The organism is Sphingomonas sp. BRN-1R (assembly GCF_057748035.1).
In genome coordinates this window covers 2,471,008-2,487,230 of sequence record NZ_CM173236.1, presented here as the reverse complement: position 1 = coordinate 2,487,230, position 16,223 = coordinate 2,471,008, and the positions used below count along the sequence as shown (strand labels likewise).

At 67.2% G+C, this 16,223-nt stretch carries 12 protein-coding genes; 5 read left to right on the top strand and 7 right to left on the bottom strand.

Features of this window, described 5'->3' with window-relative positions; translation table 11 throughout:
• Positions 1-159: 159 nt before the first annotated feature.
• The 5 genes from AC3ANX_RS11330 to AC3ANX_RS11310 all read right to left on the bottom strand — a co-directional run bounded on the left by AC3ANX_RS11330 (position 160) and on the right by AC3ANX_RS11310 (position 5,141).
• Positions 160-1,707 (bottom strand): alpha-L-fucosidase, encoded by a 1,548-nt coding sequence (locus AC3ANX_RS11330; protein WP_488336935.1) that lies wholly within the window; start codon positions 1,705-1,707, stop codon positions 160-162.
• Between the two features lie 77 nt (positions 1,708-1,784).
• Positions 1,785-2,573, bottom strand: coding sequence for an SGNH/GDSL hydrolase family protein (locus AC3ANX_RS11325; RefSeq protein WP_488333386.1), 789 nt, complete (start codon positions 2,571-2,573; stop codon positions 1,785-1,787).
• Positions 2,573-3,376 carry a GDSL-type esterase/lipase family protein gene (locus AC3ANX_RS11320; RefSeq protein WP_488333385.1) on the bottom strand — a complete coding sequence of 268 codons (804 nt, stop codon included), beginning with the start codon at positions 3,374-3,376 and terminating at the stop codon, positions 2,573-2,575. Before AC3ANX_RS11320 ends, AC3ANX_RS11325 begins: the two co-directional genes overlap by 1 nt.
• The gene (locus tag AC3ANX_RS11315; protein WP_488333384.1) at positions 3,373-4,341 is read right to left on the bottom strand and encodes an alpha/beta hydrolase; all 969 of its coding nucleotides are present in this window, start codon (positions 4,339-4,341) and stop codon (positions 3,373-3,375) included. The genes AC3ANX_RS11320 and AC3ANX_RS11315 overlap by 4 nt, the downstream gene beginning before the upstream one ends.
• Positions 4,338-5,141, bottom strand: coding sequence for an IclR family transcriptional regulator (locus tag AC3ANX_RS11310; protein ID WP_488333383.1), 804 nt, complete (start codon positions 5,139-5,141; stop codon positions 4,338-4,340). The genes AC3ANX_RS11315 and AC3ANX_RS11310 overlap by 4 nt, the downstream gene beginning before the upstream one ends.
• Positions 5,142-5,319: 178 nt before the next feature.
• On the opposite strand from AC3ANX_RS11310, the gene AC3ANX_RS11305 reads away from it, so the two are divergent.
• From AC3ANX_RS11305 to AC3ANX_RS11285, 5 genes are all read left to right on the top strand, one after another.
• The gene (locus AC3ANX_RS11305) at positions 5,320-8,163 is read left to right on the top strand and encodes a TonB-dependent receptor (protein ID WP_488333382.1); all 2,844 of its coding nucleotides are present in this window, start codon (positions 5,320-5,322) and stop codon (positions 8,161-8,163) included.
• Between the two features lie 112 nt (positions 8,164-8,275).
• Complete coding sequence (locus tag AC3ANX_RS11300; protein WP_488333381.1) at positions 8,276-9,517, top strand: sugar MFS transporter; 1,242 nt, start codon at positions 8,276-8,278, stop codon at positions 9,515-9,517.
• Positions 9,514-10,800 carry an aldo/keto reductase gene (locus AC3ANX_RS11295; RefSeq protein WP_488333380.1) on the top strand — a complete coding sequence of 429 codons (1,287 nt, stop codon included), beginning with the start codon at positions 9,514-9,516 and terminating at the stop codon, positions 10,798-10,800. The genes AC3ANX_RS11300 and AC3ANX_RS11295 overlap by 4 nt, the downstream gene beginning before the upstream one ends.
• On the top strand, positions 10,797-11,993 hold the full coding sequence (locus AC3ANX_RS11290; protein ID WP_488333379.1) for a UxaA family hydrolase: 1,197 nt from the start codon (positions 10,797-10,799) through the stop codon (positions 11,991-11,993). Before AC3ANX_RS11295 ends, AC3ANX_RS11290 begins: the two co-directional genes overlap by 4 nt.
• Before the next feature lie 39 nt (positions 11,994-12,032).
• Entirely contained in the window at positions 12,033-13,493 is a 1,461-nt protein-coding gene (locus AC3ANX_RS11285) for a GH1 family beta-glucosidase (protein WP_488333378.1), read from the top strand.
• A gap of 39 nt (positions 13,494-13,532) precedes the next feature.
• Here AC3ANX_RS11285 and AC3ANX_RS11280 read toward each other — a convergent pair whose 3' ends face one another.
• Both AC3ANX_RS11280 and cysN read right to left on the bottom strand, forming a co-directional pair.
• Entirely contained in the window at positions 13,533-14,258 is a 726-nt protein-coding gene (locus AC3ANX_RS11280; protein ID WP_488333377.1) for a 3'(2'),5'-bisphosphate nucleotidase CysQ, read from the bottom strand.
• Positions 14,258-16,186: a sulfate adenylyltransferase subunit CysN gene (cysN, locus tag AC3ANX_RS11275; RefSeq protein ID WP_488333376.1), complete on the bottom strand. Its 1,929-nt coding sequence runs from the start codon at positions 16,184-16,186 to the stop codon at positions 14,258-14,260. The genes AC3ANX_RS11280 and cysN overlap by 1 nt, the downstream gene beginning before the upstream one ends.
• Between the last annotated feature and the right edge of the window lie 37 nt (positions 16,187-16,223).

The following is a 16,223-nucleotide window of genomic DNA, read 5'->3' as shown; positions in this document are numbered from 1 at the left end:
TGCCGAGTAGGGATCGAGTAGGCGAAGCCGTACCGAGAGCCTGTATCGAGGCATAGGTCCCGCGTGGTGCCTGTCCCTCGATACGCGACCTCGATACGGGCCTGCGGCCCTACTCGGCAGCTACTCGGGACGAACGGTTTGCCTAAAGGACGCGCGCGCTCAACCCAGCCCGCGCCCCTCGATCCGCACCACCGGCACGAAACCGCCGCCCTCACGCGGCATGTCGAGATGCAACCCGGCGGCATCGCGGCGATGCCGCACGGTGCCGCCGCCGAGCAACGTCACCCGCTCCACCGCCCCCTCGGCGCGCCCGCTCGCCAGCGACGTGATCGTCGCTCGCCCCTTGGGCGGCGCCAGGAACAGCGCGTAGAGCGCGCCTTTGTTGGTAGTGAAGCGGATGTCCTCGGGCGTGAAGGGCTTGGCGGTCTGCTCGTTCTGCATGCCGACCGCCAGCTTGGTCGGCCCCTCGCCGTAGCGCCGCCACGGCCGCGAGCCGAAGATCGCCTCGCCGTTGGTCGCGATCCAGCCCGCCATGCCGTCGAGGATCTTCTCCTCCTCGGTATCGATCGCGCCATCGCCCGGCTGCGGGATCGACAGCAGCAGATTGCCGTTCTTCGACACCACGTCGGCGAGGCGCTGCATCACCTCCTCAGGCGTCTTGTAGTTGCGGTCGTTGAGGCGCGCGACGTTGTAGAACCAGTCGCCGATGCAGGTGTCGGTCTGCCACGGCTCGTCCCACAGATGGTCGGTGAAGCCGCGTTCGACGTCCTGGAGGATGCCGAAGCGCTGGTTGGGCTTCAGTTGCTTGCCGGTCAGCACGACGTCGATCTTGCCGTGCCACGCGATCGAGCGGTTGTAATAATCCGCCGCCGCTTCGAGCCCCACCGGCCCGAACGGCAGTTGGTAATCGTCGAAATAGACGAGATCGGGTTTGTATTTGTCGATCAGATCGGTCTGGCGCAGCAGCCATTTGGTGACATAGGCGGGATCGTCCTTTGGCCCGGTCTCGATCCACTGGCCGTCGTGCGCGTCGTGCCACGCGTTCATCGCGGCAATGCTGTCGATCCCGTCGGGCAGCACCGCGTGGCCGCCGGTGTAGAGATCGCGCGGGTCGAGACCCTCCCACCACGTCCCGCGTCCGTCTTGCTTGCGCAGGCTGTACGCATCGTAACGCACGCCCTTCTTCTCGCCCACCGGATCATAGCCATAGGCCGGCTGATACCAGTGCCACGCATGCGCGGCGTGGTTGGAGACGCCGAACTTCAGCCCGGCGCGCCGCGCGACCTTCTCCCATTCGGCGACCACATCGCGCTTGGGGCCGACGCGCAGGCTGTTCCATGGCTGGTAGCGGCTGTCGTAGCAATCGAGATTGTCGTGGTGGCAGGCGAGCGCGACGAAATATTTCGCACCGGCCTTCACGTAGCGCTGCATCAGCGCATCGGGATCCCAGCGTTTGGCGGTCCAAAGGTTCTGGATGTCCTTCATCCCCGACACCGACGGATGACCGTAGGTCTTGAGGTGATGTTCGTACATCGGGTGGCCCTGCATATACATGAAGCGGCCGTACCAGTCGCCCTGCTCGGGCACTGATTGCGGCCCCCAATGCGCCCACAGGCCGAGCTTGGCGTCGCGAAACCAGTCAGGATAGCGGTAGTTCTCGACCAGCGAAGGCCAACTCGCCTGCACCGGCCCGGTCGCGCGACCCATCGGGCTGGCGGCGCGCGCGGCCTGCGCGAGACCGAGCGCGGCGGTGCCGGCGAGAAAGCGGCGGCGATCGAGCGACGTCACTTGTCTGCGCCCAACGTCTTGGCGATCGCAGCGAGCGCGAGCGGGCGTATCACCGCATAGCCGGCGGGCGTCGGATGCACGCCGTCGCTGGCGAGACCGGGCTTCATCGCCCCCTCCGGTGTGGCGAGCGCGGCGTAGTAATCGACATAGGTGAAGCCGTTCGCCTTGGCATAGCCGCGCAGCCACGCGTTCATCGCGGCGATCTGCGGGACTGGATGCTTGTCGGGGCTCCACGGGAATGCGGCGGCGGGCGGGATCGAGGCGAGGATCACCTTGATGCCGTGCGCGCGGGCGAGGTCTGCCATGCTCGCGATATTCCCCTGCACCGTCTCGATCGTCGCCGCGCCGGTGTTGCCGGCCACGTCGTTGGTGCCCGCCATGATGTGCACCGCTTTGGGGTGAAGCTCGATCACGTCGCGACGGAAGCGCACCAGCATCTGCGGCGTGGTCTGCCCGCTGATGCCGCGATCGACCAGGCCGCCGGTGAACAGCGACGGGTCCGCGCCGATCCAGTTGTCGGTGATCGAATCACCCATGAACACGACGCGGACTGGCGCCTTCAGCGCGGCGTTCTGCGCGGCGTAACGGCAGAGTTGGCCATAGTCGCGGGTCAGCATGTGGAGGTTCCGCAACTGCCGCCCGGCTTTGTCGGTGGGATTGTCGTGCGCTGGGCAGGGGTTCGCGACGATGCCGGCCGGATCGTCGGCATAGGGATCGCCTGGTACGGGCGTCTGCGCGGAGGCGGCCGAGGCGAGCAGGATCGCGAACAGGGGAAGGGTGCGCATCAGTGGCTCCTTGGGTGCGAGGCGAGCGCCGCCGCGATCGCGCGTGTGGCGATCGGCGCCATGCGCGCATAGCCGGCATCGAGCGGGTGGACGCCGTCGGTGGTGTAGGCGGCGGTCATCATGCCCTTCGGGTCGACCAGCGCCGCGTAATAATCGGCATATACGTAGTGCCGCCGCGCGCAGAACGCGCGCAGCCAGGCGTTGAGCGCGCGCAGTTCGTCGGGCTTGCGTTCCTTGACGACGTCGCGCGCCGCCTCGGTGTAATCGTTGACCGGCAGCAGCGAGGCGAACACGACCGCGATGCCGTGCGCATCGGCGAGATCGGCCATGGTTTCCCAGTTCGCTTCGATCTGCTCGGACGTTTCGTGTTGCAGGAAGCCCTGCACGTCGTTGATGCCGGAGAGGATCACCACCGCCGCCGGGTGCAGCGCGATCACGTCCTGATGGAAGCGCAACACCATCTGCGCGGTCACCTGACTGCCGATGCCGCGATTGATGTACGGCTTGCCGGGGAAGCTCGCAGCGAGGTTCCAGCGATCGGTGATCGAGTCGCCCAGGAACACGACGCGCTGCTCGCCCGCGCGCGGCGGCGGCAAGGCGGCATTGGCGGACTGGTAGAGATAGCGTTCGCCGAAATCCTGCATCAGGCTCGGCACCAGCTTGGCGCGGAACGGCCCGAGCCACGGCCCCCAGTCCTTCTCCACCACCGTGCGCCGTTCGGGCGAGCTCTGGTATTGCGGCGTCTCGGCGGCGACCGGCGCGCTGGCCAGCACGGCGGCGAGCAGCACCGGCCACGCCTTCACAGCGCGACGCCCTGACGCGCGGCGAAGCTCGCGAACAGCCCCGGCCATGCGGACGCCGACCGCGCGGGCGGCAGGCGCACGCCGAAGCCGTGGCCGCCATCCTCGAAGATATGCAGCGCGGCGGGCCGCTTCGCCGCGATCAGCGCATCGAACAGGGCGATGCTGTTGGCGGGCGGCACGAGGCCATCGTCGGCGGCATGGACGAGGAAGGTCGGCGGTGTCGTCGCATCGACCTTACGCTCGACCGAGCGGGCGCGCTGGTCCGCCACGCTCGATCCCGGCCCCAGCAGCATGTCGCGTGAGCCGACGTGCGTGAACGGCTGATCGAGCGTCACCACCGGATAGATCAGTCCCGCCACATCGGGTCGCGCGCTCAGCCGATCGGCGGCGTCCACCGGCGCGTAGGTGCGCTCGGCATGGCGTGTCGCGAGCGAGCCGGCGAGATGCCCGCCCGCCGAGAAGCCGAGGATCGCCACCTTGTCGCCTCGAACGCCGAAGCGCGCCGCGCCCGCGCGGATCACCCGCATCGCGCGCTGCGCATCCTGGAGCGGCACCTCGCCGCGACCGTTCCAGCCTTCCGACGGCAGACGGTACAGCAGGATGAAGGCGGTGACGCCGCGCGCGTTGAGCCATGCCGCCTGCGACACGCCCTCATTGTCGTAGGACAGGAAGCCGTAGCCGCCGCCCGGCATGATAAGCGCGGCCGAACCATTGGGGCGGGCAGGGCGGCGAACCACCAGCACCGGCCGCGCGATCCCGCTGACGAACCGGTCCGGGTGGACAGGGTCTTTCGACTGATCGGCGACCTTGCGCGTGATCGTCGCACCCGTGTCGCCGGGCGGCGGCCCGGGCCAGAGTTCGACCACTTCGTCACGCGCGCTCGTCTGCGCGACGGCGGTCGTGGCGGCGGCGATGCCGAGCAGGGCGGTGCCGCCGATCAGCGTGCGGCGCGACATATCGGTCATGCGGTCGTGTCCTTTTCCTGATCCTCGTCGGTGCGTGGCGTGATGTCGCGCACGATCGGGGCGAGGTGATCGGCGATCGCCACCGCCGCCTCGCGCAACGCGTCTTCCGATTCGGCGAGCGAAACGCGCGCGCCCGGCCCATCCACGAACGGAATTGTCAGCGCGGCGCGCGCCACATCGAGTTGCAGCACCGGCACGGAAAGATCGGTGATGCCGGTCAGCATCGGGCTGGGCGTCACGCCGCTGCCATGGGCGACGATCGTGTCGAGCTGCGCCGTGAGCGCGGCCGGATCGATCTCGCCACCGGCGGCGCGCACGTCCTCGAACAATGCCGCGCGCGTTTCGGACGTCTGGAAGGCGAGCAGGATGCGGCCGGAGGCGGAGCGGTGCAGCGGCCGACGATAGCCGACGCGCACCGCAAAGCCGGACAGACCGGGAGATTCGACGCCGGCGATCACCACCATTTCCGCGCCCGAAACCACTGCGAGGTGACAGCTCTGCCCGGTCCGCCGCGCCAGCGCCTGCATCACCGGCATCGCGGTGGAGACGAGATCGCGCACCGGCGGCTGCCCCATGCTCAGCGCGAACAGCCGGTTGGTGAGCCGATAGCCTTCTTCGCTGCGGACGATGTAGCGATGCTCCTCAAGCACCTGCAACATCCGAAAAATCTCGCTGACCGAGCGTTCGAGCGCGACCGAGATGTCCGACATGGTGATCGGCGCGCTGGCGGAGGCGAGGAGTTCGAGAATCTCGAGCCCCTTCTTCAATGCCGGCGCCTGATATCGCGTCTTGGTTGCCATGCCTCTCCTCTCCGTGTCGTTCGGAGCGCTTGTACGGCGCACCAGCGCCTGTCGCCAATCCGCTAACAAAAAATCACCTGTGAAAGCAATTTTTATATTTCATAATTGTGGCATCGGACGTAAGGAGCCCACGCCAGAGCCCTGCCCGGGGGCCACTACGGAAGGAGAGGGGAACGTCATGTCACTTCGGATCACCACGCAGCATACCGGCAAGATCACCATGCTGATGGGCGCCTCGCTCGCCGCGATGGTTCTCGGCACCGCGTCGACCGCAAGCGCGCAGACTGCCACGACGCAGCCCGACGCCGCGGCGGCGCAGAGCGGCACGACTCAGCCGAGCGGCGACCAGAACACGGTTGACCCGGCCTCCGCTGCGCCTGCTCCAGCGGCTGACGACATCGTCGTCACCGGCGTGCGCGCCAGCTTGCAGAGCGCGCAGAACATCAAACGCAATTCCGACCAGATCGTCGACTCGATCGTCGCGGAAGACATCGGCAAGCTGCCCGACCGCAACGTCGCCGAGGCGCTCCAGCGTATCTCGGGCATCCAGATCCAGCGCCAATATGGTGAAGGCAGCTCGGTCGCGATCCGCGGTCTCACCCAGGTCCGTACCGAACTCAACGGCCGGGACATCTTCACCGCCACCGGCGTCGGCGGCGAGGGCAGCAGCCCGCCGGGAACTCTGAGCCTCGAGGACGTGCCGTCCGAGCTGCTCGCCGGCATCGACGTTTATAAGAACCCGTCGTCGGACCTGATCGAGGATCAGCTTGCCGGCACGATCAACTTCCGCACGCGCAAACCGTTCGATTTCGATGGGTTCAAGGTGTCGGGTGCGGTCAGCAACACCTATTCGGATCTCGTCGCCAAGAGCGAGCCGTCCGCCTCGCTGCTCATCAGCGATCGCTGGCACACCGGCATCGGTGAGATCGGCGTGCTGGTCAGCGCCTCGTACCAGCGCACCGCCTTCCGGCAGGACACGATCTCGACCGAGCCGTTCAACACGCTCGATCAAAGCCTCAACGCCGCCGGCCAGCCCAACACGCCGGCCGACTACAGCGCGGCGCAGACGCTCGGCCGCCTCGGCCAGACCACCACGCTCGCGCACGGCACCGGCATCGGCGAGGTGTACGGCGACCGCCGCCGCTTCGGCATCGACGCATCGGTCCAGTGGCGGCCGAGCGACACGCTCGAATTCACCGCCGAGGTGTTCCGCAACGACTATAAGTTCCGTTTCGACGATTACAGCTACTTCGCGGAGCCGGCGGGCGCGCAGATGGTGCCGAAGCCCGGCGCGGCCTTCACCTTCGCACCCAATGGCGACGTGCAGAGCGGCACGTACCAGAACATCGCGGTCGCGGCGAACACCAGCCTCGAAACCCGCCACTCCCGCGTCACCGACTATTCGCTGCACGGCAAGTGGGAAGCCTCCGCGCACCTCACCATCACCGCGGACGGCCAGTATGTCGATGCGAACACGCAGGACGTTCGTTCGATCGTGGGCCTGAACGGCGTGGGCGACGGCACGCTCGTGCAGACGATTTCGGGCGACAAGCCCAGCTTCTCGATCACCACGCCGGAGGGGCTGACGAACGCGGCGACCTATAACGCCGCCTTCTACCTCGACGACCTCAACCACTCCGAGGCCAAGGACAAGACCGGCCGCATCGACGCGGAATATCGTTTCGATGGCGGCATCCTGAAGTCGATCAAGGCGGGCTTCCGCTTTGCGGATCGCTCGAACACCTACAGCGACACCGGCTATCGCTACACCCAGCTCTCGGGCGTACCGAGCCAGCTTGAAGTCGTCGGCCTCGACGATTTCTTCCACGGCGATGCTTCGATCCCCAGCGAGGGCCTGTTCTTCTCGCGGAACACCACGCTCGATTACGACGCCACCCGCGCCGCGCTCGGTATCTCCACCGCAGCGCCCTATCAGGTAAGCGGGACCAGCAACCAGTCGCAGAAGACCTATGCCGGCTATGTCGCGGCGTTCTTCAAGGCGGATCAGCTCCCCGTACCGATCGACGGCAATGTCGGCGTCCGCTTTGTGCGCACCGATCAGGCGGTCGACGGCTATCTCCAGCGCACCGGCCTCATCACCGGCCCGGACGGCAAGCAGACCACCGGCGGCACCACCTCGAGCCTCGTCAGCGTCGGGCAGACGTATGACACATGGCTGCCGAGCCTCAACCTGCGCGCGCACCTGACCGACAAGCTGCAACTGCGCTTCGCCGCGTCGAAGAACATCTCGCGCCCGTCGCTGTCGCAGCTCAATCCGGCGCTGACCATCACCGAGCCGGGCACCGCGCAGATCTTCCAGGAGCATGACACCTCGGGTGGCAACCCGAACCTCAAGCCGATGACGTCGAAGAATTTCGATCTGTCCGCCGAATGGTATTTCTCGCGCACCGGATCGCTGACGGCGGCGGCGTTCTACAAGCAGATCTCGAACTATATCCAGACTGGCATCACGACGCAGAACGTGACGTTCGACGACGGCGTGACGGCGACGTACAACGTCACATCGTACAACAACGTCTCCGACGCCAAGGTGAAGGGCTTCGAAGTCGCCTATCAGCAGTTCTTCGATTTCCTGCCGGGCGCGCTGAAGGGCCTCGGCGTGCAGAGCAACTTCACCTATGTCGATTCGGACGCGCCGAGCCCGGCGACGGCGGGGCCGGTGCGCAACGTCCCGCTCGAAGGGCTGTCGAAGTATAACTACAACATCGTCGGCATCTACGAGCGCGGGCTGATCTCGACCCGCGTCGCCTACAACTGGCGCAGCGAGTTCCTCGTGACGACCTCGGGCAACGGGTCGGGCAACCTGCCGGTGTTCCAGCGGCCGTTCGGCCAGCTCGACGCGTCGGTGACGGTCAACGTGAACCCGCACTTCTCGCTGACCGCGAACGGGGTGAACCTGCTCAACACGATGACGTCGACCTATTACGGCATCGAGACCCGCCCGCGCGACGCGATCGTCAACGATCGCAAGATCACCATCGCCGCGCGCGTCACCTTCTGAGGCGCATGGCGCTCGACACGGTTCCTCCCCTGCGGCCAGAGCTTTCGGGCTCTGGCCGGCTTTTTGTGCCAAAGCGGCGGGGTACGGGTCGATGCGAGCGGAGGACAAGACGATGACGGAGCGGACGCAGGACGGACACGTTTCGCGCGGTGCCGGGCGCGTTGGCATGATCCTGATCGTCGGGCTGTTCTTCCTGTGGGGTCTCGCCAACAACCTCAACGACGTGCTGATCGCGCATTTCCGGCAGGTGTTCCGGCTGTCCGATCTGCAATCGGGGCTGGTGCAGTCGGCCTTCTATCTCGGCTATTTCTGCTTCGCGCTGCCGGCGGCCTATGCGTCCGAACGCTTCGGCTACAAGGCGGCGGTGGTGGCCGGGCTGCTGCTGTTCGCGGCGGGCGCGCTGCTGTTCTGGCCGGCGTCGCTCAAGCCGAGTTATCCCTTCTTCCTGTTCGCGCTGTTCGTCATCGCGAGCGGACTGGCGTTTCTCGAAACCGCGGCGAACCCGCTGGTGATGGTGCTGGGGCCGGCCGAAAGCGCCGACCGCCGCCTCAACCTGGCGCAGGCGTTCAATCCGCTCGGCTCGATCACCGGCGTGGGCGTGGGCGCGGCGCTGCTTCTGTCCGATCTGCCGGCCGGTGCCGTTCCGGATGCGTCGGCGGTGCGGCTGCCGTATCTCGCGATCGCGGCGGTGGTGCTGGCGTGGGCGGTGTTGCTGATGGCGACGCCGTTGCCGCGCGCCGCCTTGCGAAGCGAACGGCGGACGGGTGAGCCGGGCGTTCTGTCGGGCGTCGGTGCATTGCTGCGGCGGCCGCGCTATCTGGCGGGCGTCGCCGCGCAATTCTTCTACGTCGGCGCGCAGGTCGGCATCTGGAGCTACCTGATCCGCTACGTCGCGGCGGAGTGGCCCGGGTTCGGCACGCAGCACGCGGCGTGGCTGCTGACCGCCTCGCTCGTGCTGTTCATGGCCGGCCGTTTCGTCGGGGCGGCATTGCTCGCACGTATCGACGGGGCGCGGTTGATGGCGGCCTTCGGCGCGATCAACACGGTGCTCGCGGCGGTGGCGGCGCTGGTCGGCGGCAGCGTCGGCGTGGCGGCGCTGGTGGCGAGCAGCTTCTTCATGTCGATCATGTATCCGACCATCTTCGTGCTGTCGCTGCGGGGCCTCGGGCCGCTTACCAAGCCCGGCGCGTCGATGATCGTCATGGCGATCATCGGCGGCGCGGTGCTGACGGCGGTGATGGGCTTCGTGTCCGATACTGCCGGCGCGATCCCGCTGGCGATGCTGGTGCCGGCGGTGTGTTTTGTAGTGGTGACGCTGTTCTCGCGGTCGCACCGGGGGGAGGTGGCGCGATGACCTTTATGCCTGTTCTGCCGCGTTTCGGCATGGGTACGGCCGCGATCGGCAACCTGTACCGTGCGGTCGGCGATGACGTGGCCATGGGGACCGTCGCGGCGGCGCTGCGGGCTGGGATCGGCTATTTCGACACCGCGCCGCATTACGGCTTTGGCCTTGCCGAGCGGCGGCTGGGGGCGGCCCTTGCTGCGCACGACCCGACGCAAGCCGCGATCGTGTCGACCAAGGTCGGCCGCCTGCTGGTGCCGACCGAGGCGACCGGTACGCGCCATGGCTTCGTCGACGCCGATCCGTTCGACGAGGTGTATGATTACTCGGTCGACGGCGTGCGCCGCTCCCTGGAGGCAAGCGCGGCGCGATTGCGGGGGCGGCGGATCGACATCGTCCTCGCGCACGATCTCGGCGTCGATACGCATGGTGCCGAGCATGCCCGTCACCGCGACGCGTTCCTGAACGGCGGCTACCGCGCGCTGTGCGATCTGCGCGATGCCGGTGTGATCGGTGCGGTCGGCATCGGCGTCAACGAAGTGGCGATTTGCGAGGAACTGCTCGACGCGGTGCCGCTCGACGTGATCCTGCTGGCCGGGCGGCACACGCTGCTCGAACGCGGCGCGGCGGACCTGCTCGATCGCTGTGCCTCGCTGGGCGTGCGGGTGATCGTGGGCGGCCCCTACAACAGCGGCATCCTCGCGCACGACACGATCGTCGCAGAGACTGGCGACCTGCATTACGATTACGCGCCGCCGCCGGACGCCATTGTCGCACGCGCGCGCGCGCTCGCGGAGGTCGCGGCGGAGGCGGGGGTTTCGCTGCCCGCGGCGGCGCTGCACTATCCGCTTCGCCACGCTGCGGTCGCCTGCGTGGTCGCCGGGCTGGTCGGTGTCGATCAGGTCGCAGCCATGGCGGCGCGGATCGCGGCGAAGATTCCCGAACCGGTCTGGGGCGCTTTCGATATGGTGGCGACGGACCCGCCGGCCCAGGCTCCGGACAAGCTCATCCTGCTCCACCCGGACGACAATGTGCTGGTCTGCGTCGCGCCGATCACGGCGGGGGACGTCCTGCCGGTGTCGGGCGGTACGATCCCGGCGCGCGAAGGCATCACGGTGGGTCACAAGGTCGCGCGGCGGTCGCTCGCCGCCGGCGAGAAGGTCATCAAATACGGCGCGCCGATCGGTTCGATGACGGCGGCGGCAGCGCCCGGCGAGTGGGTCCACATGCACAATATGAAAAGCGACTATATCGCCGCCCACGACCGCAACGCGGTGTCGGGGGCGCAAGCATGATGCTGGGGTACGCGCGCGCGGACGGGCGCAAGGGCATCCGCAACACGGTCGCGGTCGTGTATCTGGTCGAGTGCGCGCATCACGTCGCGCGCCGTATCGTGGAGAAGGCCGACGATGCCGACGTGCATCTGATCGGCTTCCCCGGCTGCTACCCCAACGCCTATGCCACCCGCATCATGGAAGCGGTGACGACCCACCCGAACGTCGGCGGGGTGGTGCTGGTGTCGCTCGGCTGCGAGAGTTTCAACCGCGAGCGCTTGCAGGCGCACATCGCCGCGAGCGGGCGCCCGGTCGAGCTGTTCGTGATCCAGCAGGTCGGCGGCACCGCCGCGACGATCGCGGCGGGCCTCGCCGCCGTCGAGCGGGTGCGCGCCGCGATCGCCGATAGCCCGCGCGTGCCGATGCGCGTTGACGAACTGGTGGTCGGCACGATCTGCGGCGGTTCGGACGGCACCAGCGGCATCACCGCCAACCCGGCCGTCGGCCGCGCGTTCGACCGGCTGGTGGCGGACGGCGCGACCTGTATCTTCGAGGAGACCGGCGAACTGGTCGGGTGCGAAGGCATCATGGCCGAACGCGCGGTCACGCCCGAACTCGGCGCGGAAATCGTCGCCTGTGTCGAAAAGGCGGAGCGCTATTATTCCATCATGGGCTTCGGCAGCTTCGCGCCCGGCAATGCCGAGGGCGGGCTGACGACGCAGGAGGAAAAGTCGATGGGGGCCTATTCGAAGTCGGGCTCCTCACCGATCAGCGGGCTCATCAAGCCGGGCGATGTGCCGCCGGCCGGCGGGCTCTATCTGCTCGACGTCGTGCCCGACGGCGAACCGCGCTTCGGCTTTCCCAACATCTCCGACAATGCCGAGATCGTGGAGATGATCGCGAGCGGCTGCCACCTGACTGTGTTCACCACCGGGCGCGGATCGGTGGTGGGCTCGGCGATCTCGCCCGTCATCAAGGTGTGCGCCAACCCGGAAACGGCGCGGCGACTGGCGGCGGACATGGACATCAACGCGGGCCGCATCCTCGACGGCGACGCGACGCTGGACGAGGTTGGCGAGGAGATCGTCGCGGCGGTGCTCGCGGTCGCGGGCGGCGAGCGTAGCGTGTCGGAAACGCTCGGCCACCGCGAGTTCATCCTCACCTACAAGGCGTTCGAGCCGATCGGGCCGGCATGTCTCCCGGCGGCGCGCTGAGCCGCGACCCCAGATTTGATCGTTAAGGAGTAAGACGTCATGGTCGATGTGACCCGCCGTGAGCTTGGGCTGGGGTTGGGCGGCGCTGCGCTCGCGACGTCGCTGGCGGCACCCGGGCGGGCAACCGCACAGACGCAACCCGCACCCCGCGCGGCGCTCGCCGACGGAACTTTCCCCCGCGATTTCCTGTGGGGCTGCGCGACGGCGGCATATCAGATCGAAGGCGCGGTGAACGAGGACGGGCGCGGCCTCACCAACTGGGACGTGTTCTCGCGCACGCCGGGCAAGGTCGCCAACGGCGATACCGGTGATGTCGCCTGCGACAGCTACCACCGCTATCAGGAGGATATCGCACTGCTGAAGGCGCTGGGGGTCGGCGCGTATCGCTTCTCCGTCGCCTGGTCGCGGATCTTCCCGGAAGGGCGCGGCAAGCCCAACCCCAAGGGCGTTGACTATTACGACCGGCTGGTCGACGGGCTGCTCGCCGCCGGCATCACGCCGCACGCGACCTTGTTCCACTGGGATCTGCCGCAGGCGCTGCCGGGTGGCTGGCAGTCGCGCGACACCGCATATGCCTTCGCGGAGTACGCCGGCTACATGGCGGGCAAGCTGTCCGATCGCGTCAGCCATATCATGACGATCAACGAACTGCGTTGCTTCACCGATCTGTCGTACATGACCGGGCTGAAGGCACCGGGCCTCAAACTGCCGATGCACGACGTCAACCAGATCCGCCACCACGGCGTGCTGGCGCATGGTCTGGGCGTGCAGGCGATCCGTGCGGCGGCGCGTGCGGGCACGCAGGTCGGGCTTGCCGACAACACCACGATGTTCGTGCCCGTCATCGAAACGCCCGAGCATATCGCCGCGACCCGGACGGCGATGCGCGAGGAGAATGCGATGTTCCTCACCGCCATTCTCGAGGGTCAATATCTCGACAGCTATCTCACCGCGCAGGGCAAGGACGCGCCCAGGGTCGCTGCGGGCGACATGAAGGTGATCGGCAGCCCGCTCGATTTCGTGTCGCTCAACATCTACACGCCGAGCTACGTCCGTGCCGCGCCCGACCATGCGCCCGGCTACGCGATCCTGCCGCATCTGCCCAATTCGCCGCGCATGGTCTCGCCGTGGCTCTACGTCGCGCCGGAGGTGCTGTACTGGGGCATCCGGCTGGTGTCGGAGCTTTGGAAGCCCAAGCGTATCTTCATCTCCGAAAACGGCTGCTCGGCCGACGACGTGTTGTCGCCCGACGGCAAGGTCTATGATGCCGACCGCGTGATGTACCTGCGCAACTGCCTGACCCACATGCAGCGCGCGGTGCGCGAGGGCTATCCGCTCGACGGCTATTTCGTGTGGAGCCTGATGGACAATTTCGAGTGGGAAGACGGCTATCGCACCCGCTTCGGCATCCACCATGTTGATTTCAAGACGCAGAAGCGCACGCCCAAGCTGAGCGCCGACTGGTACAAGGAGCTGATCCGCACCGGCAAACTGGTGTGAGGGAGTGTTCCGTGCGCGGTCGATGCCGCCTTCTCAGGCTCAGCCGCGCAGCAGCGCCAGCACCGTTGCGGCATGGCCGGGACGGGCGATGAGCAGGTCGGGCAGGTACACGTCGGCGTTGTTGTAGGTCAGCGGCGTACCGTCGATGCGCGAGCAATGCAGCCCGTATGCGGCGGCGACCGCGACGGGAGCGGCCGAATCCCACTCATACTGCCCGCCCGAATGAAGGTAGATGTCGGCATGCCCTTGCACCACCGCCATCGCCTTCGCGCCGGCCGAGCCCATCGGCACCAGTTCCGCGCCTAATCGCTCGGCGACCGCGAGCGCCTCTGGGGCAGGGCGGGTGCGGCTCACCACCATACGCAACCGCGCGGGTGCGGGCGGGATCGGGGCGGGTCGGTCGGTCCGCAACACCAGCCCCGCGTCGGGCAGCGCGACCGCGCCGATGCTGGCCACCCCGTCGATCGCGAGACCGATATGGACCGCCCAGTCGGCGCGCGCCTCGCCATATTCGCGCGTGCCATCGACGGGATCGACGATCCACACGCGCTTCATGCCGAGCCGCGTGCCGTCGCACTTCATCTCCTCGGACAGCAGCCCGTCATCGGGCCGCGCCTCACGCAATGCATGGACGAGAAACTGGTTGGCGGTCTGATCCCCCGCCTTGCCGAGCGCCTGCGCCGAAAACACGCCGCTCGCGCGCACGTCGCGCAGGATGCGCCCGGCAGTTTCGGCTAGGTGCGCAGCGAGTTCGGCGTCGGTCATCACAGGTCCGGGCTCCATATGCCGACGATTTTTTCGACGATCAGGTCGGCGGCATCGTGCGCGGTCAGCTTCGTCGTGTCGATGCGGATTTCGGGCGCGAGCGGCGGCTCATACGGGCTGTCGATGCCGGTGAAGTTCTTGAGCTGCCCGGCACGCGCCTTCTTGTAGAGGCCCTTCACGTCGCGCGCCTCGGCATCGGCGAGCGGGGTGTCGACATGCACCTCCAGGAACTCGCCGGCGGGCAGCATCTGCCGCACCATGTCGCGCTCGGAGCGGAACGGCGAGATGAACGCGGTGATGACGATCAGCCCCGCGTCGGTCATCAGCTTCGCCACCTCGCCGACGCGGCGGATGTTCTCGACCCGGTCGGCATCGGTAAAGCCGAGATCCTTGTTGAGCCCGTGCCGCACATTGTCGCCGTCGAGCAGGAAGCTGTGCTTGCCGAGCGCGTACAGCTTCTTCTCGACGATATTGGCGATCGTCGATTTGCCCGATCCCGACAGACCGGTCAGCCAGACGAGGCGCGGCTGTTGGCCCTTCTGGCTGGCATGCGCGGCGCGGGTGACGTCCATCGCCTGCCAGTGGATGTTGTCGGCCCGGCGCAAGGAAAAGTGGATCATCCCCGCCGCGACGGTGGCGTTGGTGATCTTGTCGATCAGGATGAACCCGCCGAGATCGCGGTTATCGGCATAGGGTTCGAACGGGATCGGACGATCGGTGGCGAGGTTCGCGACACCGATCGCGTTGAGATCGAGCGTCTTGGCGGCGAGATGCTCCATCGTGTTGACGTTGACCTGATATTTCGGCTGCTGGATCGTCGCGGAGACGGTCTGGGTGCCGATCTTCAGCCAATAGGCGCGGCCGGGCAGCATCTCGGCCTCGTCCATCCACACGATCGTCGCCTCGAACTGGTCGGAGACTTCGGGCGGCGCATCGGCGAGCGCAATCACGTCACCGCGCGAACAGTCGATCTCGTCGGCGAAGGTGAGCGTGACCGACTGGCCCGCCACCGCCTCGGCAAGATCGCCGTCGAGGGCGACGATGCGCTTTACGTTCGAGGTCTTGCCAGAGGGCAGCACGCGGATGGCGTCGCCGGGGCGGATCGTGCCGCTGGCGATCAGCCCGGCAAAACCGCGGAAGTCGAGATTGGGGCGGTTGACCCATTGCACCGGCATGCGGAACGGCTTCTGCGCGTCGGCCGTGGCATCGACCTCGACGGTTTCGAGATGCTCCATCAGCGCCGGGCCGGCATACCACGGCGTATTCGCACTGCGGCTGGTGATGTTGTCGCCCTTGAAGCCGGAGATCGGCATGGCGACGAAATCGGTGATGCCGATGCTCGCCGCGAACGCGGTGTAGTCCGCGACGATCGCGTCGAACACGGACTGGTCGTAGCCGACCAGATCCATCTTGTTCACCGCCAGCACGATGTTCTTGATGCCGATCAGATGCGCCAGATACGAGTGCCGCCGCGTCTGGACGAGCACGCCCTTGCGCGCGTCGATCAGGATCACGGCGAGGTCGGCGGTCGAGGCGCCTGTCACCATGTTGCGCGTGTACTGCTCGTGCCCCGGCGTATCGGCGACGATGAACTTGCGCTTTTCGGTCGCGAAGAAGCGGTAGGCGACGTCGATGGTGATGCCCTGCTCGCGCTCGGCGGCGAGGCCGTCGACCAGCAACGCGAAGTCGATCTCGTGCCCTTGCGTGCCCACGCGCTTGCTGTCCGCCTCCAAGGCGGCGAGCTGATCCTCGAAGATCATCTTGGCGTCGTACAGCAGCCGCCCGATCAGCGTCGACTTGCCGTCATCCACCGACCCGCACGTGATGAAGCGCAGCATCGTCTTGTGCTGGTGCACGTCGAGATACGCGTCGATATCCTGCGCGATCAGGTCGTCGGTCTTGTAGATCGTGTCGAGAGTGTCGGTCATCAAATCATCCCGTCGCCCCGGCGCAGGCCGGGGCCGC